Here is a 17,498-nt window from a genome sequence, read left to right as displayed (position 1 = left end):
GTTTTTAGCATCTTCCGCCTGTCTTTTTCCAAGGAGGCTGCGATGCCCATTTCCGATACATTCCGCGCGTTTCAACCCGGCCTCAACAGCCCTGTCGAGGGTGGGTTCGAAGTGACACCTGCGGACGGTGTTGACCTGCAATCTGTCACCCGTGCCGTCATGGTTGCGGGTGCTGGCGATCTGGCTGTGACGTTGAAAAGCGGTGACACGATCACGTTGCCGGGCCTGACCCCGGGCATGATCTATCCCATTCGGGTGGCGCAGGTGGCGGCGACCGGCACAACGGCGACGGGCATCAAGGGGCTGCTTTGATGCTGGGTGTCGCGGTCGGTTTGCACGCCCAGTACAGCGCGCGGCGGGAGGTTGCCTTTCCTGCGGGGTTTGACTGGGATCAAGGTCGATTTGGTTTTGGGATTGCCGAGGTGGGTGGCCGATTCGAGACGGATCTGGACCCGCGTGCGCTTGTTGATCCGGCGATCTGGACGGCACCAGCCTTTCATGTCGATACGGGCGGGAGTGATGCCAACACCGGCTTGGGCGCGCAGGACGGTGACTTTTCCGATGCCAAGCGCACGATTTATGCTGCTTTTGTTGCTGGCAATGCCACTGGTGCGCCGTATCGTGTGTTGGTGAAGGCGGGTCAGTACAAGGAAAGCGAGTTCACCCGCAACGGCAATGACGAGCCGGATCAACCGGTTGCGCTGATCGCGTGGGGTGGTCGTGTGCAGTATCGCACCGGCCCGTTTGACGTGAACTGGAATGATGCGGGTGGCACATATTCTGCGTCGGCCAGTGCGGTCAAGCGCGTGTTTCGCACCGATGTGCTGACGCCTGAGGGCTTGTATTCCGAGCTTGACCAGGTGCCGGATGTTGCTGCCTGTGCTGCGGCACCGGGGCGTTGGGCGCTTGATGGGTCCACGGTCCATGTGAATGTCGACGGTGCGCCGGGCCCGGCTGATATCGCGCTGATGCGTGGCTTTCATGGCGCGCGCTTCATGCAGCATGTCGATGATTTCTATATTGAGGGATTCGACCTTGAGGGTGGGATCACCGGCACTTTGCATTTCGACAAGCTGTCGACGCGTAATATCGTCGGCGTCGATTGCACCTTTCGGTATTCGGCACCTTACAATCTGGGGGCCCCCTTGGATGCGGTACGGGTGCGCCGGGTTGATGGGTTGTGCGCCTTTTTCCGTTGTGATGCGAGCTTTGCTGCCAAGGATGGCTGGTCGTTTCATGACGATGGCGCTGAGGGCATGCATGTGCTGTTGCAGGACTGCTCGGGGTGGCGCAATGGCGCGTTGGGTGCGACGTCGGTCAATGCGTTTACCGTTCATGATGCGGTACGTGCGATTGGGCTGAACGGTCGGTTTGGGTTGTCGCGCAATGGCTCCGAACTGCATTCAATTCAGGATGCGCAGTGGTGGCTGGCCGGCACGCAGGTTGTGGCGCGGGATGTGGATGGGTCTTCGGTGGCGTATCAGTGTTCGAACGCGTCGCAGATGTGGCTTGAGCGGTGTGTGGCGGATGCGGCCGGTGGCACCGATAATTTCGCGATTGAGGCGAATGGTGGAACCGTCTCTATCCGGGTTTTTGAGCCTGTATCAGGGTCTATTGAGGTCTATTCGGGCGGATCTGTGACCCCGTTCTGAGGGGGTGGTCTTGTGGATGGTCAGACAGCGTTCCTGGGTCTCCGGGGCGCTGTTTGTGCTGTTGTGTCAGTTTTATTGACCTTTTTGCGTCCGGCGTACAGCACCGCTGCGTAGAAGACTGTCCCAAGCAGGACCTGTGTGGCGAGGTTGAGCACAGGTATCAGCAGCAGTCCACCTGCCATGAGGCCCCCTGCGATGAGGGGCGCGGCGATGGGGGAGAGATTGCGGCACGTCAGCTGTAGCGGTCGCAGGCAGTTGGGCAGAAACCAAAGGCTGGTGATCAGGGCCGCCACGCTGAGGCTGGCCGCGCTGAGCGTTGGATTGAGCAGAAGTGTCGGTGTGACCAGCGTGACGGCGAGGGTCGATCCGACGGTTGCGTACTTAAGCACAAGTCGCGTGTGTCCGGTTGCAGTCAGGGCTTGTAGCATTGGCATCCAGAGCGCAGCGAGGAGGCCGGTGAGTGCGAGGGCGCGCAGGATGGGGCTGACTGCGCTGGCGTGTTCGGTGCCCACCACCAGCGCGAGGATGTTGGGGGCGGCTGCCACCGTGCCCCCCCAGATCCATGCTGCCAGCGTTGCATTCAGACGTAAGTGTTGGCGCAGCGTGCAGCGCAGATCGGTTGCCCTACGCAGTTGGGGCAGGGCGATGAAGCGCAGGGGGGAGAGGGTGAGCGCCTCGATCAGGTTGAGCATACGTGTGGCGATTTGGAAAGCCCCTGCCGCCGTCATTCCCAGGCTCAGGCCGATCGCGAGTTGCGCGAGTGGGAATTGTGCGTTTGTCAGCAGGTCGCGGATGGTGATTTGGATGACGAGTGGCCTTAGTAGGCTCTGATATCGCGAGTTGGGTAAGGATTTGGGTCGGTATCCTGCCAACCAGATCGAAAGGCCGCAAGACAGCCCCGCGTTGAGCAGCGCGAAGCTGGCCAGCGCCCATGCACCGGCGCCGCAGATCAGCAACCAGAGCGTGATGGTGGCAGCAATTGTTTGCACTGCTATCGTGCGCAGCGCCAGCGCGCGCAGGGCAAGGCGGCGGCGCAGGAGCCCTTCGGAGACAGCGGCGAAGCCGTTGAGCGCTGGTATGGCTGCCAGAGCGGTCAAGAGGTGTGTTTGCAAGGCGAACCCGACGCTGGCCAACAGTACTGACAGCAGCAACCCCGACATGACGGCCATCGCAAAGAGCGCGTCGCGGCGACGTTGGGATTTGCCTTGGATGATGACTGCTTCGCCGATGCCTGCCTTGTGCAGTCCTTGGGTCAGTCGCACGGGTGCGATGGCGGTGGCGAAAAGCCCGATCTCGGCCAGAGTCAGGAACCGGGTGGCGACGAGAAACACCGCAGCGGCGATGCCGACCCGCGCCCATTGCAATGCGAAGGACCAAAGACGCGTTGTCATGCGGGCAGGGCCTTGGGACGGGGCGTCAGGGTGCGCATCATGGGCCGTTCGATCCACACATGCGTCAGCAGCCCGACAGCGAGCGCGAGTGCGCACACGCTGATCACATAGATCGCGGCCCCGAAGAGCGATGCGGGCAGCAGCGGCAACAGAAGGAGCGTTGCGGCCCGCAAGGCAAAGCGGTGCGACAGATACAGCGCATAGGACGCATCCCCCCATATCTGGCCGGGCAGGTGGCGTTGCGGGCACAACAGCGTGCCACTGGCGACAATCAGTGCGGCAGGCACGCCTGCGGCGATGAACCGGGGCAGGGGGGTCGGATCAAGCGCGATCAGCAAGCCTGCCCCAATGGCCATGAGCGTCACCGCTCCGCCCCAGTGCGGCCACTGCCAGCCGCGTTGCCAGAGCCGCGCAAGGCCGATGCCCATGAGGAACTCAAGAATGATCGGATCGCTCCAGAAAACCAGGGGCGCGCTGGTCCACGGGATGAAAGCGCCCAGGGTCGTGATGCTGCACATCAGCGCCGTCAGTGCCAGAAACGGGCGGGGCAGGCTAAGGCAGAGGGCGGCGAGCGCGTAGAAGAAGATTTCGTAATTCAGCGTCCAGCCGAGGGACAGCACAGGTGCAATCCGCCCGTCACTGCGTTCGTAGGGGATAAAGCTGTAGGAGCTGAGGATCTGGGCGGGGTCCAATGAGGTGTCCTTCGCCCCGCCGGGCAGTACGATCAGCACCGCCACCATCAGCGTCGTGAACAGGAAGTAGAGCGGCACCACCCGCACCAGTCTGCGCCACAGGAAGGTGCCGGGCTGGCCCATCAACCGACCGGCGGACAGCGTGATCACGAACCCCGAAATCACGAAGAAGATGTCGACTCCACGCGTCCATGGCACCGCGTCGCCGGGCAGGGGCAGGCCAAAGTAGTGTTCGGCCTCGGCCATCACATGTCCGATCAGGACCATGAGGGCGGCGAACGCGCGCAGGACCTGCAGCCCCGGTAGGCGGACCGGGATCATGCGCGGACCTGTGACGAGGGCGCCCGCCTGCGCCGCCGACTGCGAAAGGTGATGCGGGGGGCGGGGCGCGCTACTTCTGCGCTTGGTCGTTTTCTGGACAGGAAGATGATTCCGCCCATCAGCGCCATGGAAAAATAGAAGTTCTGATGGGTGAAATAGAGCGAATGGCTGGAAAAGAGCAGCGCCGCTCCGATCTGTGCATAGACCACGGCCCAGCCAAGTGATGTATGTGCCTGCATGAAAATCTGGCGAAAGACAAAGGCGCAGATCGCGATGAAAATCGCCCCACCTATGGGGCCATAATCCACATAACCTGCTGTGAAAAATGGGAACTCGCCGCCCCCCAGAACCCCGTCCAGCGTTCGCATCTTGCTGGCAAGCAGGGTTTGGAAATAGCCATCGCTGAAGGTCATGAACATCAGCCCCTCAAGCGTAACGCCGCCATATGTGTGCGGGATCGGGATCGACAGGGGTGCAAAGCCGTTGAACATGTCGTTCACCAGATAGAAGGCCAGCTTTTGCGTGGCGATATCGAGCGCGGGGCGTTGGATGATCGGATTCGTGATCGCCTCGCGCGCGGTCCAAAGCGCCAGAAACAGCAGGATGCCAAACCCCACCCAATGCAGCGCAATCACCCGTTGTTTGACGATGCAGGCAACGATGTAGCTGCTGAGCACCAGTTGCAGCAAAAGCAGTCGCTGGCTCATCACGATGGGCAGGACGAACAGGGCGGCGGTGTTCACGGCCAGCACGCTCCACATCATCAGACGGGCCTGGCGCGGCAGGGCGTTTGTGGCCAGAAGCGCTGCGGCAAGGCAGGCGGTGGCGGGCAGTGCCGCATAGAACAGCCGCATGCCGGTGAAGAGTTTGTTCTGGAGCAGGATGTCGCGAGTGGTGAGGCTGTCGGCATAGGCCGCCATTGCCAGCTCGACCAGCCCGCCCGCATTGGCCGCCGCCCCAAAAATCCACAGCGCAGTCACACTTAGCAGGACCAGATTGGCCAGCCCAGTCAGGATCGCCATGCGTCTGAGGTCAAAGGCAGTGGGCTGCGCCCGCAATGGGTGCCGGATCATTCGTGCGCAGAGGTCCCCGACCAGATAGATGACCAGCCCGAGCAACGTCCATGACAGTCCGGCCCAACCAAAGGCAGACAGGTGCAGCCCTTCGCGGATGATGAATGCCTGCACCAGATCGAGCTGGTCCAGTTGCGCCAGCGTCCACCCCGCGCCAATGCCCGTGAGCCCCCAGCATAAGAACACCAGCGCAAGAGGGGAAAGCGCGTGCCGCATCGCTCAGGCGGCCTGCGCGAGAAACTGGCTTTGATAGATGGCGATGTCGGGCGCGCAAAGGGCCTCGATCTGTGGGCGCAACTCGGGTGGCACCGTCACGGGGACGGGGGCAGCATTGCGGTGCCAGCGGATCAGCGGTGTGTGCGTCAGTCGTCGCAGATCACGGGCAAAGGCGTCCGGTGCCCCAAGGTCGCCCACGATGTCAAAGCGCCCCAGATTGCGGATTGCCTGTTGGATCAGCGGCCCGGTGTCCTCGCCCGGTCGTTGCCACTGTCCAGCAAAATAGAACAGGTATTGCGAGGCGATCCGCTGCGCCTCGGGGCTGACCAGAAATCCGCGCAGGGTGGTGGCGCGGGCGGGGTCGGGGTGTTTGCGTTGCAAGTAGTGGTAATGCGAGACGAACCGCAGGGCCGGCTCGCGCAGCAAGGTCACAAAGCGATACCGAGCGGCGGGGCCGTCGTGGAAATCGGGATCATATTGGACATGCCCCGCGATCATCCGTTTGCCACTGGCCACAAGCGCGTGTAGCGCGCGCTGCCGCGCCGCATAGTCGCTGAGGATCCGCGCCTCGCCCATCAGGGTCGTATCTCCCTGATCCAGGCTGATCGTGGATTGCGACGCGAAATAGCGCAACCGCAGGGCCGCCCCAAAGCTGGACCCGCCGCATTTGGGCACGTGAATGTAGATGATGCGACCCATGCGCGCTCCCACCTGATTAACCATCTGTCAACACATGAGAAAAACCGTCTTTTTCTGCACGTATTAGGAATTTGGTAAGGATCGCACGCGATGGTTAATGCGGGCTTAACAGTGATGGGGGTGATGATGCGGCCAAGGAGATTTGATGCACATCGCGCATGTTCTTACCCGCCTTTTGCGTGCGGGATCCGAAGAAAACACACTTGCCACCTGTCGCTGGCAGGTCGCGGCAGGTCATCGTGTCAGCCTGATCCACGGCAATGTGTGTGACCCGTTTTGGCATGATCATTTGCCCCGTGGTGTGACCCGCATTGCGGTCCCCGAGATGGTGCATCCCATCCGTCCCGTGCAGGATGCCCGCGCGGTGGCCCGCCTGCGCGCGCTTTACCGTGATCTGCGCCCTGACGTGATCCATACCCACCAAAGCAAAGCCGGTGTTCTGGGCCGGTTGGCGGCGGATGCGGTGCCGGATGCGGTTGTCGCGCATGGCATCCACATCATTCCCTTTGAGGGTGTCGGTGATCCCAAGCGCGCGCTGTATATAGCCGCAGAGCGGATGGTGGCCCGCCGCACCGATGTGTTCATCGCCGTGTCTGAGGCTGTCGGCCGCGCCTATGTCGAGGCGGGAATTGCCGGGCAGGTGCATTGTGTCCACTCGGGCATGGATCTGGCGCGGTTTCGCGACGCGCCGCTGCCTGAGGATTGGCCTGCTGTGTTGGGGGTGCCCCCCGGTGCTGCCCGTCCGCCTGTGGCACTGATGATGGCCGCGTTTGAGCCACGCAAGCGCCATGTCCCGTTTTTGCGCGCCTTTGCCAAGGTGGCGAGCCGCTTGCCAGATCTGAAACTGTTGCTGGCCGGGCGCGGCCCGGAAGAGGCGCGGGTGCGCGCAGAGGTGGCCGCGTTGGGCTTGGGGGATCGTGTGGTGTTTTGCGGTCACCGCCCTGATCCCGAGGCGCTGTTTGCGCTGGCGGATGTGTCCATTCTGACCTCTGAACGAGAGGGGCTGCCGCGTGTCGTGGTACAGTCCATCGCGGCGGGCTGTCCGCCCGTCGTGCAGCACCTGCCGGGCCTTGATGAGGTCGTTGTGGATGGGCGCAATGGCGTGATTGCGGCACCGGACGATATGGATGGTGCCGTGCGCACCCTGTGCGAGGTCCTTGCATCCCCAGAGCGGCTGGCAGCGTTGCGGCAGGGTGCGCGCGCCACGGATCTGAGCGCGTGGGCTTTGGACAACTTGGGGGCTCGGACCACCGTCCTGTATCAGGCCCCCGTGGCCCTGTCGGAGGTCGCATGACTGTTTACATCAATGGCCGTTTTCTGACCCAACCGGTGTCCGGTGTGCAGCGCTATGCGCGCGAAATGATGGGGGCCTTGGACGCCACCCTTGAGGCGTCGCCATCCATGCAGGCGCGGCTTGGCCCGGTCGAGGTGTTGGTGCCGCGCGCCATTCCCGCGCAGGGGTGGTCCACGCTTGGGGTCCGCGTGGTGCGTGGCGGCAAGGGGCACATGTGGGAGCAGGGGGCCTTGTACCAGGCCAGCAGGGACGGTGTGCTGGTCAGCCTGGGCAATAGCGGGCCGCTTCGCCACCGTGCCCATGTCCTGTGCCTGCATGATGCCAACCTGTTTGAAATCCCGCGGGCCTTTGGTCGCCGCTATCGCGTGGCGCATCGGTTGCTGCGCCCGGCCCTTGCACAGCGCGCCGCTGCTTTGCTGACGGTGAGCCAGCATTCTGCAGGTGTTTTGTCCCACCATCTGGGCGTGCCTGCTGATCGCTTTACCATCGTGTCCAACAGTGCCGAGCATGTCTTGCGCTGGCCCCATGCCCCCGACGTGCTGGCCACCTATGAGCTGACACGGGGGCGCTACCTGCTGAGTGTGGGCAATCAAAGTCCCAACAAGAACCTTGGCGCGCTGATTGCCGCCCATGAACTTGCTGGCCCGGAAGTGCCTCCGCTGGTCTTGGTCGGGGGTGATGTGCCGGGTGTGACCCATGCGGAGGCGGGGCAGGGCGCGCGCGCCCTTGGTCGGGTGCCGGACAGTCATTTGCGCGTGCTTTATGAAGGGGCGGCGGGTTTTGTATTTCCGTCCCTGCACGAAGGGTTCGGGATTCCCCCGCTTGAGGCGATGCAGTTGGGTGTGCCGGTTTTATGTGCCCAGAGTGGTGCGATGCCCGAAGTGCTGGGCAATGCGCCGCTATGGTTTGATCCGCTGGACGTTGTTGACATGGCCCGCGCCCTGCGCTGCTTTGCCCGGATGGCTCCGGCCGAGCGGACCGCGATGCAGGTGATTGGCAAGGCGATGGCCGCGCAGTATCGATGGGACCAGAGTGCACAACGACTGGCCGGGATTGTCGTACGGGTCAGATTGCAGGCGGCGCTGGCGGCCTAGAACCCGGTGAACAGCATGTCGAGGGCGGCTGTGATTTCGTCCTGCGCCGCGCTGAGGCTGCTGTGCCTGTCACCAAGAATGGAGGTGGGCACCGTTGCGATGAACTGGGTCGCCATCAGCAGTTGCGTTTCATCAAGGTCGAAGATCGGATTGAGCCTGCGGGCGGGCGTCGGGGCCTGATCAAGCGGTATGAGCGGCACCACCACACGGGTGGTCAACACGTCGAGCAGATCAGACTGAACGTCCAGCAACAGCCCGCTGTCGCTGGCAAACACGTCAAAGCGTGCCACTAGAAATTCCGGTATTTGGCGAGCGGTAATCCGTTGCGTGCGGCCCAATCGTTCGAGCTGCTGAGGGCGGCTGCGTTTTCCTGTTTCCAAAGTGCGGTCCGGGCCTGTGCGACGGCTTGGGCAACCCCGTCCTCGGCGGCGCGGGACAGATTGATGTCGAGGCTGCGCGCCTCTTGCAGAAGGGACGCATCAAGCGAGAGATTGGTGGGTTTGCGAACGGTGGATGGCATATGCGTTCCTCTCTTAGCAGAGCATAGCATAGGGCGCAGGTTTATGCGCGTCAAATATGCGCATAGATTGTGTATGTTGCTGAGCTGCTAACGCCCTGTGGGGCGCACCACCACCAAAGCGGTGCGTGCGATCAGCCCCAAATCCTGCAACAAACTGATCCGCTGTTCGTAGGTCTGGTCGAGTTGCAGCCGTTGCGTATAGCACCCATTCGCGCGCGCCGTGACCTGCCACAGTCCGGTGATCCCCGGTTTCAGGGACAGGTAGACATGGCTGTGCGGCCCGTAGCGTTCAAGTTCAGGGATGGTGACGGGGCGGGGGCCGACAAAGCTCATGTCGCCGCGCAGGACGTTCCAGATTTGGGGGAGTTCATCCAGACTGGTGCGCCGCAGGAGGTGACCCAAACGGGTGATGCGCGGATCGTTTTCCAGCTTTTGGGTGCGGTGCCATTCGGCGCGCGCGACCGGGTCGGTGTTCAGGTGATGTTCGAGTCGCGCCTCGGCGTCGGGCAGCATGGTCCGGATTTTCCAGCAGGCAAAGGTCTGGCCATGACGGCCCACACGCGTATGCGCGAACAACCCCGCGCTGCCATCGCGACGGACCAGCAGGACTAGGACCGCGACAATGGGCAGGAGGGCAGGCAGCAGGATCACGGCGAGGCTCAGATCGAGGGCGCGTTTGCCGATCCGCCGATAGAGGCGCCGCGCGCCAAGGATACGGGTAGAGGCATGTGGATCAGACAGCAGATCAAGATGCGCCATAAGCAGGCTCCGTCATGTGATCCCACCCACACTCCGGTTACGAAACTTTAAGCATTTTCACGCTTAACAGATGGTAAACGCGACATAGAGATTTTGAATTAATTTGAGGGGGCGGAGGCGGCCTGCCTCAGGTGATCTCGGTGAACGTGGTCCTACCCGGCGCAACCAGAGCGGTGGTGAGCCGCCCGGTGGCATAGGCCCCGGTGTCGATGGCGATACGGCCCTGCGTTGCGCTTGGGGCGTCGACGATGGTGTGGCCGTGCACGACCCAGATGCCGTCGACGCGGGGCGTTTTCATGAAGTTCGGGTGGCCCCAGTGCAGGGTGTCGATCTGCTGATCCGCCAATTTGCGCACCGGGTCCGCCCCGGCATGGACCACCGCGACATTGCCCGACTGCCAATAGGCGGGCAGCCCGTTGATCCACGCGATCAGGTCTGGCCCCATCGCCTCGTAAAGCTGGTCGCGCGCGCGCATCAGCGCCTCTGCCCCGCTGATTTGGCTGACACTTGCGATCCCGAAGCTTGCCAATGTCTGCAAGCCCCCGTTGTGCAGCCAGCGCGGCCCTTCACCGGTGGGGTTCTTGAGGAAGGCCAGCAGCATCACTTCGTGGTTGCCCGACAGGCAGGTGATGTCGGGGCGGGCGCGCAGCATCCGCAGCACTTCGGCGCTGCTATCGCCGCGGTCCACGTAATCCCCCACGCAGACAATCGGATGGGGCGGTGTCGTGTCCAGAAACCGGGCCAGCAGGTCTGCGCGCCCGTGGATATCGCCCACGGCGATAAAGGGGCTGTCGGGGGCCACGTCCGGCATGTCTGGTTGGCCCACAAATCTCTGAAACAGGCGTTTGATCATATGCGGTTCTCAGAAAGGATGGGCTGCGGCGGGGTGCGGCACCTGTTGCGTGTCTTAGGCCGTGTCACTTTGGAATGGAAGTGTGGCGCGGGTGTGACGGCGCTGTCGATGTTGTGGCGATCCTGATTGACGCAGTGGTGCCGTCAATTTGTGCAGGTCGCCCAATCCAGCCCGAAGCGGTCAAGGTATTTGCGCAGCCGGTCCGCATCGTTGCGGCTGGTCTTGGCCGCGCGCGACGCCGCAAACAGCCGTCGCCCCGCCGCGCTGAGGCTGGCGCTTGTCTGACAGATCCGAATGACGGCGGCCAATTGCACGCGGTCAAATTCGTCAATCTGGGCGGCCTCCGCGCCAAGGTATTTCGCGATAAGCTGCATATCGGGGTCCCGATCGGCTGCGGCCCACGTCCCTTTGATCGTTGCGATTTCGGTTTCGACCATGGGCAGCGTGATCCGCCCGCGCGGGGCGAGCGTGCACATCCGCTGTACCGATGCGCCGAGATCGCGAAAGTTGCCGGGCCACAAGGTGCCGGGATCGGTCGCAAACCTTTCATATGCGGCCTGTGCATCGGCGTTGAATGTCACCCGGCTGCCAAGCAGTTTTTCGACGCGCGCCCGTTCGAATGCGATGTTGGGCGCGATGTCCTCGGGTCTGTCGCGCAAGGCGGGCAGATTGAATGTCCACAGATTGAGGCGCGCAAAGAGATCGGCGCGGAACCGGCCCTCGGCGACCAAGGCGGCCAGATCACGGCCAGCGCCGGCGATCAGGTGAAACCGGCTTGTGACCTCGAAATCCGATCCAAGGGGGAAGTATTTGCCCGTTTCAATCGCGTGCAGGATCATGGCCTGCTCATCCAGACCCAATTCGTCGATTTCATCGAGGAACAAGACGCCACCGTCCGCTTCGCGCAACAGGCCGTGTCGGTCCGCACCAGCCCCCGCAACCGCCTGCCTGCGATGCCCGAACAGGGTCGAAAGCGCGCGTTCCCCCCGCAGGGTCGAACAGTTCACATGCACAAGGCGCCCCTTGATGCGGCGGCGTTGCAGCTTGAGTTCATAGAGCCGGGTCGCGAGATCGGATTTGCCGGTCCCTGTTGGTCCGCTCAGCAGCAAGGGCGCATCGGAGTTCGAGGTGACCACCTCCATCCGGTCAATCATCGCGTTGAAGGTGGCATTGCGCGTGTCGATGCCGCCCTTGAGCAGGGTGTTATATTCCTGCGTGACCAGATCGAAGCGCTGTTGCAGAGCGTTGAATTTCGACAGGTCCAGATCGACGACCTGAAGGGACCCGGCATGAGGTTCGTCCCCGCGCGGGGGGCTGGCCTGCAGCAGTTTGGCGGGGATGTGCCGCGCCTCGGTCAGCAGGAACCAGCAGATCTGGGCGACATGCGTGCCGGTGGTGAGATGCACGTGGTATTCTTCACGCTCATCATCAAAGCCGTAATCGCGCGCAAAGTCATAAAGCGCGCCGTACATCTCTTCGAAATCCCAGGGGTCTGCGATTTCGATGCGGTGCAGCAGGACTTCGGTGTCGGGGCTGATGGCTTCGACATCGGCTTTGATCTTGGCGGCCAGCCCGTTCCACCGACGCGAATGGATCAGTTCGAGCCGCGCGATGGGAAAATCGGCATGTTCCGTAATCTTAACAGAGGGGCGCCACCGCCGCTTCTTGCCCGCGTCGAGATTCGTGCCAAGGAAGCCTATGACGACGTTCTTTTTCATTCGTCTATCTAAGTGGATAAAAGTGTATATTGCAAGATCGTAAAGTTGAGTATGCAAAGGTGACTATTCGATTTAAGGCATTAAAATCAATGATTTACCTGATTATCAGTTTTTCTGTGAGATCTCCGCCATATCGGCCAAAACGTCTTCACGAACCAAGTGAAGGATGAAGACAATGGCAAACAAATCCGTGTTTGCACCGATCAAGGGCCGGTTGCTTCCTGTTTCGGACACGACCCATGCAGCGGCTTACCGTTACGCCGATATGGATGGAGATGACGAAGTGAAGTCCGTTCGGTTGGCTGATGGCCTATTATCACAAGAAACGGACGGGGAATGTGTCCGTCCAAAAGACGTAAAGAAGATGACGATGGAACATATGGAAATCACTGGCGAAACGCTCAAGAACTGGGGCCATGTCCCCGGCAAGGACTTTGGCCGGTTGCTTGAAATCGCCCAAGCCGCTGCGACCGCAGGCTACGGAGAGGATCAGATCAAGGCGAAACTGGAGGCGATGAAACCACCGCCACCCCCACCAACGCTTGCGTTGCAACGGGCGGGCGATGTGCCGTTTCACTTCAACATTGAAGCCTCGGACGATGCTGACGAGATTACCAACCTTGCCGATGTGCGCAAGACGATGACGGCTGTGATCCGAACCCCAACGGTCGTGGCGGCGGCGGTGATGCCGGATGCCTGCCCTGCGGGCCCAATGGGCACGATCCCGGTGGGTGGTGTTGTTGCGGCCAGAAACGCGATCCACCCCGGCATGCATTCGGCTGATATCTGTTGCTCTGTCATGATGAGCGACTTGGGGGAAATTGCGCCCAAGACGGTGCTGGATGCCGCCGAGAAGGTCACACATTTCGGCCCCGGCGGTCGGCAGAACGGCAAGCGCTTTACCATGTCGCAAAGCCTGATGGATGCGTTTCGGGCCAACCGGTTTCTGAACAACCCCAAAATTCTGCGCATGGCCGTGGAGCATTTGGGCACCCAAGGTGACGGCAACCACTTTTTGTTCGTGGGCACGTCCCGGGCCAGCGGGCGCACTGCCATCGTGACCCACCACGGCTCGCGCGGGCCGGGCGCGGTCTTGTACAAGCTGGGGATGGAAGTGGCTGAAAAGTATCGCAAGACGCTTTCGCCGGACACGCTCAAGCAGAATGCCTGGATCCCGGCGGATACGGAGGACGGGCAAGAGTATTGGGCCGCGCTTCAACTGATCCGCAAGTGGACCAAAGCCAACCACAACGCCATTCATCAGGCGACGGTTGAAGCGTCAGGTGCCGCGCCGGGCGAGCGGTTCTGGAACGAGCACAACTTCGTCTTCAAGCGGGATGATCTGTTCTATCACGGGAAAGGGGCCACACCGGCCTGGGGCGATTATGCAAGTGATGCCACCGGCCTTACCTTGATCCCGCTGAACATGTCCGAACCGGTCTTGGTTGTGCGCGGCCGGGACGCCGATCATGCCTTGGGGTTCGCGCCGCACGGCGCAGGGCGGAATTTTTCGCGCTCCGAACACAAGCGCCGGATGGGTGAGATGACCGCCGAGCAGGCGCTTGAAGCGGAAACCAAAGGGCTCGACATCCGCTTTCCCGCGGGAGGTGTTGACGCCTCGGAACTGCCCTCGTCCTACAAGAACGCGGCGTCGGTTGTGCGGCAGATAGACAGCTTTGGGTTGGCCGATGTGGTCGACTACATTGATCCTTACGGCTGCATGATGGCCGGAGATGTGCCGCCGTTCTGGCGGAACAGGAAAAAGAAAGGGAGACGCGCGTAAGGCGCGTTTCCCAAATACTGGGTTTTGGTGTGAGATGACAGATAGTTTTGTGTTTTTGGACACATAGTTCTGATTTGTCTCTCGAAACGTCGCTTTCGTGGTTCCAATTCTTGCCAGCCAGTCCCAACGCGATCATCCAGGCGTTTGGCCAGGGATAACTTGGTGTGCCAGAACCACCTTTGCTACGTAATCGCGGCGAAAGGGCGCTGTCATGTGTGTGTCGCCGTTTCCGCTTCGGACTCAAGTTGAAAACAAAAGCTGACACACCATGTCGCACCAGGGCGGTGGATGTGTCACACATTTACAGCACAACCCTGAATTGCGGATACATATATTTACAGTTGTTAATGTTCTCGGTATTCGCGAATTGCTTATTCGGGAGGTGAGTGTGCGCGTTATCAGGGGTGTTTTGGCTGCAGGTATTTATCTGTGTTTTCAGGGTGTTGCTGCGGCGGATGTTGCAAAGGGTATCGATACACTCGAAGCGGGTGATGTCGCTGGCGCCGTGACTGAGTTTCAGGCGGCATATGCGGCAGGCGATGCGGATGGCGCATTCTATATTGGGCGTCTTTTCGAAATGGGCCTGGGCACCGAAAAGGACTTGGGGCGCGCAACCGAGCTTTATGCGGCGGCTGTGTCCAAAGACAGCGCATTGGCGCAAAATCGTCTTGGACTGATGTACCTGAATGGCGAAACTGTATTGCAGGATTACGAACGCGCAGCCGAACTTGTTTGTGCGGCAGCGGATCAGGGCGATCCGAATGGTCAGTTCAATTGTGGTCTGATGTATGCCCAAGGCCGAGGTGTGACCGAGGAAAAACCCCGCGCGGTGAGCTATTGGAAAGAAGCCGCCAAGGCCAGGCATGTCGCCGCGATCAACTATCTTGGGCTGGCCTATCAGGCGGGCGACGGTCTTGAGCAAGACCCCGTTGCGGCGTTCGAACAGTTCTCGACCACGGCGGCGGCAGGCAACCCGATGGGGTTGCTCGAAGTGGCCAAGGCCTATGCTGGCGGTGTCGGTGTGGCGCGTGATTTGGTGCGCGCCCATGGGTACGCAAATCTGGCCGCGTCACGTGGCATGCAAGAGGCCCGCGTTTTGCGCGACGCTCTCACGCAGCAAATGGACGAAGCTGACCTGTCTCAAGCGCAAGGGTTTGCGCGCGATTGGGCAGCAGTTGAGATCGCGCAGCCAGAGTAATGACACGTTCAAAGGGTTTGGTGTGGTGCCTGTCCCTGGCACTGGTCTGCGGGAGTGCGGGCAGCGGTTGGGCGCAGGCAACTCCGGTCAGCGCCTCTGTTGACGAGCAGCAGTTTTCCGATTGGCGGGTGGTCTGTTCGACCGGCGACGCCCCGAAAACCTGTCAGCTTTTGCAGGCCGCCCAAGCGGCACCGGGGGCTGCGGATGTGTTTCTGCTGACGATAACACCGGACGCAGCGGCTGATGACTTTGCGGTCATCACCGTGCCTCTCGGCGTCTATCTTGTGCCCGGAATAGAAATTCAGGTCGATGAACGCAGACCCTTCAAGGTGCTGTTCGAGATTTGCGACCAACGGGCCTGCTATGCCGGGTTCCGGCTGGCCGGTCCGGTCTTTGCCGCCTTTCGCCAGGGACTTGATGCGAAAGTCCGCGTTTGGACAGGGCGGGAAAAAGCGGTTGAGTTTCCGGTCTCGTTGCGCGGGTTCAGTGCGGCCATGGCCCATTACGAGGCACAAACCGCGCCATGAGACCGCTCGCCCTGATCCTTGCTGTGACGTGCAGTGCCGTGGGTGCGCAGGCGCAAAATGTGCCAGCGGACGCCGTGCAGGAAATTCAACGTCAGCAAGCCGAACAAAGCGAGAGGCTCGATCAGCGCGCGGCCGAGCAGCGGCCCACGGATGTATCACCGCAACAGGCGCCACCCGGACCTGATCCGTTTGCGCCCGCTGCCGGTGGCCCCTGCTTTCAAATCGAAACGGTCGAGTTGAGCGGGTTTGAACCGTTTGAGACGCCACCGCCCGGATATCAGGCCCTTGTGGGGACCTGTGCGACCGCCGCGGATATCGGGGCTGCGCTCAATCGGATCAATCAGCATTATCAGGATTTGGGATACATCACGACCCGCGCCTATGTGCCCGAGCAGGACGTGGCGGATGGGTCGTTGGCCATCACGATCGTCCCTGGCCGTGTTGAACGCTATGTCTATGGCGACGGCAGCCCTGCCGATGCACGTCTGAGCACGGCCTTTCCCAGCCCCGGCGGGAGCCTGCTGAACCTGCGCGATCTTGAGCAGGGCCTTGAGGCCATCAACGCACCTAAATCCGCCAGAGGGCGTTTTCAACTTATCCCCGGGGCTGCCGCTGGCGGCTCGCTTGTCCAGGTGGCGGTTGAGGATACGCGTCCCTGGCACCTGTCATTCTCGCTCAACACTCTTGGCTTTGACAGCACGGGTCAGGAAAAGGCGACGCTTGATTTTGGGTATGACAATGCGTTGGGCATCAACGACCAGTTGCGCTTCAGCCTTGTCACGACCCCGTTTGAGCAGCGCGATGATCGCTTCTCTGACGCGGTGGCGCTCAATTGGACAGCGCCGTTTGGCTATTGGCGCTTTGGTCTCGATCTCAGCTACAGCCAGTATCTGTTCACGCTGGAGGGCATCAATCAGAGCTTCGAGGTCGAGGGGCGCGGCAACAGTGTGCAGCTGTCAGCCGAGCGGGTGCTGGCGCGTGGTCAGGTGTCCAAGCTGGCGGCTTATGCAGACCTCAAACTGTCCAGCTCACGCAGTTTCATTGACGGGTTCGAGATTGAAAGCCAGCGCCGCCGGTTGAGCGTGCTGAGCCTTGGATTGCGAGGCGACCGCAATCTGCCTGCCGGATACTTCGGGTGGGCCGTGGGCGGCAGGTTCGGGCTGGATGCGTTTGGGGCAGGTGTACTGGATGCCAGCATTGTTGATCCGACTTTCCGTCTGGTTCAGGCCCGCCTGGACTATCAGCGCGCGGTGGGGCCAGGCGGTCTGGTCTACAAGGGTGTTTTCTCGGCGCAGCATTCCGGCGATGTCCTGCCGGGAACGGAGCAGGTGAGCATCGGCAGCTGGTCCAATGTGCGCGGGTTTCACGATGACAGCATCTATGGGGATACCGGGCTCTATCTGCGCAACACGCTGGAATGGGACGCGTTCGAGAACCCGACCATTGCGGTGCGCATGAATGCCGGGTTCGATTTCGGCTATGTTGAGCCCTCCGAGCTGCGCAGCTGGTCTCAGGATTTTCTGATTGGCGCGAGCGTTGGGGCTGACATCACGATCCGCAACCGTGCAACCCTCACCGTGCAGGTCGCACAGGCGTTGAGCCGACCCGAAGACAATCCGCCAGGTGCCTTGCCCGCCTTCGAGGCAAGCGAGACCATCGGCTATATCGGTTTGAAAGTGAGCTTCTGACGGATGCGTACCCGCAATTC

The 17,498-nt window shown here is 61.5% G+C and carries 17 protein-coding genes; 8 read left to right on the top strand and 9 right to left on the bottom strand.

What is annotated here, in order from left to right:
- Window positions 1-42: 42 nt before the first annotated feature.
- Window positions 43-312: a hypothetical protein gene (locus Q0908_RS18575; protein ID WP_299288198.1), complete on the top strand. Its 270-nt coding sequence runs from the start codon at window positions 43-45 to the stop codon at window positions 310-312.
- Window positions 312-1,652 carry a hypothetical protein gene (locus Q0908_RS18570; protein ID WP_299288195.1) on the top strand — a complete coding sequence of 447 codons (1,341 nt, stop codon included), beginning with the start codon at window positions 312-314 and terminating at the stop codon, window positions 1,650-1,652. The genes Q0908_RS18575 and Q0908_RS18570 overlap by 1 nt, the downstream gene beginning before the upstream one ends.
- Before the next feature lie 20 nt (window positions 1,653-1,672).
- On the opposite strand, the gene Q0908_RS18565 is transcribed toward Q0908_RS18570, so the two are convergent.
- Genes Q0908_RS18565 through Q0908_RS18550 form a run of 4 tightly spaced genes read right to left on the bottom strand, consistent with a single transcriptional unit; the run spans window position 1,673 to window position 6,044 of the window.
- On the bottom strand, window positions 1,673-3,043 hold the full coding sequence (locus tag Q0908_RS18565) for an oligosaccharide flippase family protein (protein ID WP_299288192.1): 1,371 nt from the start codon (window positions 3,041-3,043) through the stop codon (window positions 1,673-1,675).
- Window positions 3,040-4,056 (bottom strand): acyltransferase, encoded by a 1,017-nt coding sequence (locus Q0908_RS18560; protein WP_299288189.1) that lies wholly within the window; start codon window positions 4,054-4,056, stop codon window positions 3,040-3,042. Before Q0908_RS18560 ends, Q0908_RS18565 begins: the two co-directional genes overlap by 4 nt.
- On the bottom strand, window positions 4,053-5,345 hold the full coding sequence (locus tag Q0908_RS18555) for a hypothetical protein (RefSeq protein WP_299288186.1): 1,293 nt from the start codon (window positions 5,343-5,345) through the stop codon (window positions 4,053-4,055). The genes Q0908_RS18560 and Q0908_RS18555 overlap by 4 nt, the downstream gene beginning before the upstream one ends.
- Before the next feature lie 3 nt (window positions 5,346-5,348).
- Window positions 5,349-6,044: a sulfotransferase family 2 domain-containing protein gene (locus tag Q0908_RS18550; RefSeq protein ID WP_299288183.1), complete on the bottom strand. Its 696-nt coding sequence runs from the start codon at window positions 6,042-6,044 to the stop codon at window positions 5,349-5,351.
- 145 nt (window positions 6,045-6,189) lie between these two features.
- Between Q0908_RS18550 and Q0908_RS18545 the strand changes: the two genes are divergently transcribed.
- A complete protein-coding gene (locus Q0908_RS18545; RefSeq protein ID WP_299288180.1) occupies window positions 6,190-7,338 on the top strand; it encodes a glycosyltransferase in 1,149 nt (382 codons plus the stop codon).
- A complete protein-coding gene (locus Q0908_RS18540; protein WP_299288177.1) occupies window positions 7,335-8,432 on the top strand; it encodes a glycosyltransferase family 1 protein in 1,098 nt (365 codons plus the stop codon). The genes Q0908_RS18545 and Q0908_RS18540 overlap by 4 nt, the downstream gene beginning before the upstream one ends.
- On the opposite strand, the gene Q0908_RS18535 is transcribed toward Q0908_RS18540, so the two are convergent.
- The 5 genes from Q0908_RS18535 to rtcR form a co-directional block, all read right to left on the bottom strand.
- Window positions 8,429-8,722 carry a CcdB family protein gene (locus Q0908_RS18535; RefSeq protein ID WP_299288174.1) on the bottom strand — a complete coding sequence of 98 codons (294 nt, stop codon included), beginning with the start codon at window positions 8,720-8,722 and terminating at the stop codon, window positions 8,429-8,431. The two genes, Q0908_RS18540 and Q0908_RS18535, sit on opposite strands and share 4 nt — an antisense overlap.
- Window positions 8,722-8,952: a type II toxin-antitoxin system CcdA family antitoxin gene (locus tag Q0908_RS18530; RefSeq protein WP_299288172.1), complete on the bottom strand. Its 231-nt coding sequence runs from the start codon at window positions 8,950-8,952 to the stop codon at window positions 8,722-8,724. Before Q0908_RS18530 ends, Q0908_RS18535 begins: the two co-directional genes overlap by 1 nt.
- Before the next feature lie 87 nt (window positions 8,953-9,039).
- Window positions 9,040-9,711 (bottom strand): sugar transferase, encoded by a 672-nt coding sequence (locus Q0908_RS18525; protein WP_299288169.1) that lies wholly within the window; start codon window positions 9,709-9,711, stop codon window positions 9,040-9,042.
- Window positions 9,712-9,838: 127 nt separating this feature from the next.
- Complete coding sequence (locus tag Q0908_RS18520; RefSeq protein ID WP_299288166.1) at window positions 9,839-10,564, bottom strand: metallophosphoesterase; 726 nt, start codon at window positions 10,562-10,564, stop codon at window positions 9,839-9,841.
- A 143-nt stretch (window positions 10,565-10,707) separates the two neighbouring features.
- On the bottom strand, window positions 10,708-12,282 hold the full coding sequence (gene rtcR / locus Q0908_RS18515) for an RNA repair transcriptional activator RtcR (protein ID WP_299288163.1): 1,575 nt from the start codon (window positions 12,280-12,282) through the stop codon (window positions 10,708-10,710).
- A 175-nt stretch (window positions 12,283-12,457) separates the two neighbouring features.
- On the opposite strand from rtcR, the gene Q0908_RS18510 reads away from it, so the two are divergent.
- From Q0908_RS18510 to Q0908_RS18495, 4 genes are all read left to right on the top strand, one after another.
- Window positions 12,458-14,065, top strand: coding sequence for an RtcB family protein (locus Q0908_RS18510; RefSeq protein WP_299288161.1), 1,608 nt, complete (start codon window positions 12,458-12,460; stop codon window positions 14,063-14,065).
- Window positions 14,066-14,474: 409 nt separating this feature from the next.
- Window positions 14,475-15,263 (top strand): tetratricopeptide repeat protein, encoded by a 789-nt coding sequence (locus tag Q0908_RS18505; RefSeq protein WP_299288158.1) that lies wholly within the window; start codon window positions 14,475-14,477, stop codon window positions 15,261-15,263.
- Complete coding sequence (locus tag Q0908_RS18500; protein WP_299288156.1) at window positions 15,263-15,790, top strand: invasion associated locus B family protein; 528 nt, start codon at window positions 15,263-15,265, stop codon at window positions 15,788-15,790. The genes Q0908_RS18505 and Q0908_RS18500 overlap by 1 nt, the downstream gene beginning before the upstream one ends.
- Window positions 15,787-17,478, top strand: a complete 1,692-nt coding sequence (locus Q0908_RS18495; RefSeq protein WP_299288154.1) for a ShlB/FhaC/HecB family hemolysin secretion/activation protein — start codon at window positions 15,787-15,789, stop codon at window positions 17,476-17,478. The genes Q0908_RS18500 and Q0908_RS18495 overlap by 4 nt, the downstream gene beginning before the upstream one ends.
- Window positions 17,479-17,498: the final 20 nt, after the last annotated feature.

It is taken from the genome of uncultured Tateyamaria sp. (assembly GCF_947494755.1).
GTDB lineage: Bacteria > Pseudomonadota > Alphaproteobacteria > Rhodobacterales > Rhodobacteraceae > Tateyamaria.
Note: the sequence above shows the minus strand (reverse complement) of the source record. Positions and strands in the feature narration are given on the sequence as shown.

What these genes read in the sequence shown, in the direction of transcription:
- Q0908_RS18520 (WP_299288166.1), bottom strand. Translation starts at nt 10,564, where the DNA reads ATGATCAAACGCCTGTTTCAGAGATTTGTGGGCCAACCAGACATGCCG.
- Q0908_RS18550 (WP_299288183.1), bottom strand. Translation starts at nt 6,044, where the DNA reads ATGGGTCGCATCATCTACATTCACGTGCCCAAATGCGGCGGGTCCAGC.
- rtcR (WP_299288163.1), bottom strand. Translation starts at nt 12,282, where the DNA reads ATGAAAAAGAACGTCGTCATAGGCTTCCTTGGCACGAATCTCGACGCG.
- Q0908_RS18545 (WP_299288180.1), top strand. Translation starts at nt 6,190, where the DNA reads ATGCACATCGCGCATGTTCTTACCCGCCTTTTGCGTGCGGGATCCGAA.
- Q0908_RS18540 (WP_299288177.1), top strand. Translation starts at nt 7,335, where the DNA reads ATGACTGTTTACATCAATGGCCGTTTTCTGACCCAACCGGTGTCCGGT.
- Q0908_RS18500 (WP_299288156.1), top strand. Translation starts at nt 15,263, where the DNA reads ATGACACGTTCAAAGGGTTTGGTGTGGTGCCTGTCCCTGGCACTGGTC.
- Q0908_RS18525 (WP_299288169.1), bottom strand. Translation starts at nt 9,711, where the DNA reads ATGGCGCATCTTGATCTGCTGTCTGATCCACATGCCTCTACCCGTATC.
- Q0908_RS18570 (WP_299288195.1), top strand. Translation starts at nt 312, where the DNA reads ATGCTGGGTGTCGCGGTCGGTTTGCACGCCCAGTACAGCGCGCGGCGG.
- Q0908_RS18495 (WP_299288154.1), top strand. Translation starts at nt 15,787, where the DNA reads ATGAGACCGCTCGCCCTGATCCTTGCTGTGACGTGCAGTGCCGTGGGT.
- Q0908_RS18510 (WP_299288161.1), top strand. Translation starts at nt 12,458, where the DNA reads ATGGCAAACAAATCCGTGTTTGCACCGATCAAGGGCCGGTTGCTTCCT.
- Q0908_RS18555 (WP_299288186.1), bottom strand. Translation starts at nt 5,345, where the DNA reads ATGCGGCACGCGCTTTCCCCTCTTGCGCTGGTGTTCTTATGCTGGGGG.
- Q0908_RS18560 (WP_299288189.1), bottom strand. Translation starts at nt 4,056, where the DNA reads ATGATCCCGGTCCGCCTACCGGGGCTGCAGGTCCTGCGCGCGTTCGCC.
- Q0908_RS18565 (WP_299288192.1), bottom strand. Translation starts at nt 3,043, where the DNA reads ATGACAACGCGTCTTTGGTCCTTCGCATTGCAATGGGCGCGGGTCGGC.
- Q0908_RS18530 (WP_299288172.1), bottom strand. Translation starts at nt 8,952, where the DNA reads ATGCCATCCACCGTTCGCAAACCCACCAATCTCTCGCTTGATGCGTCC.
- Q0908_RS18575 (WP_299288198.1), top strand. Translation starts at nt 43, where the DNA reads ATGCCCATTTCCGATACATTCCGCGCGTTTCAACCCGGCCTCAACAGC.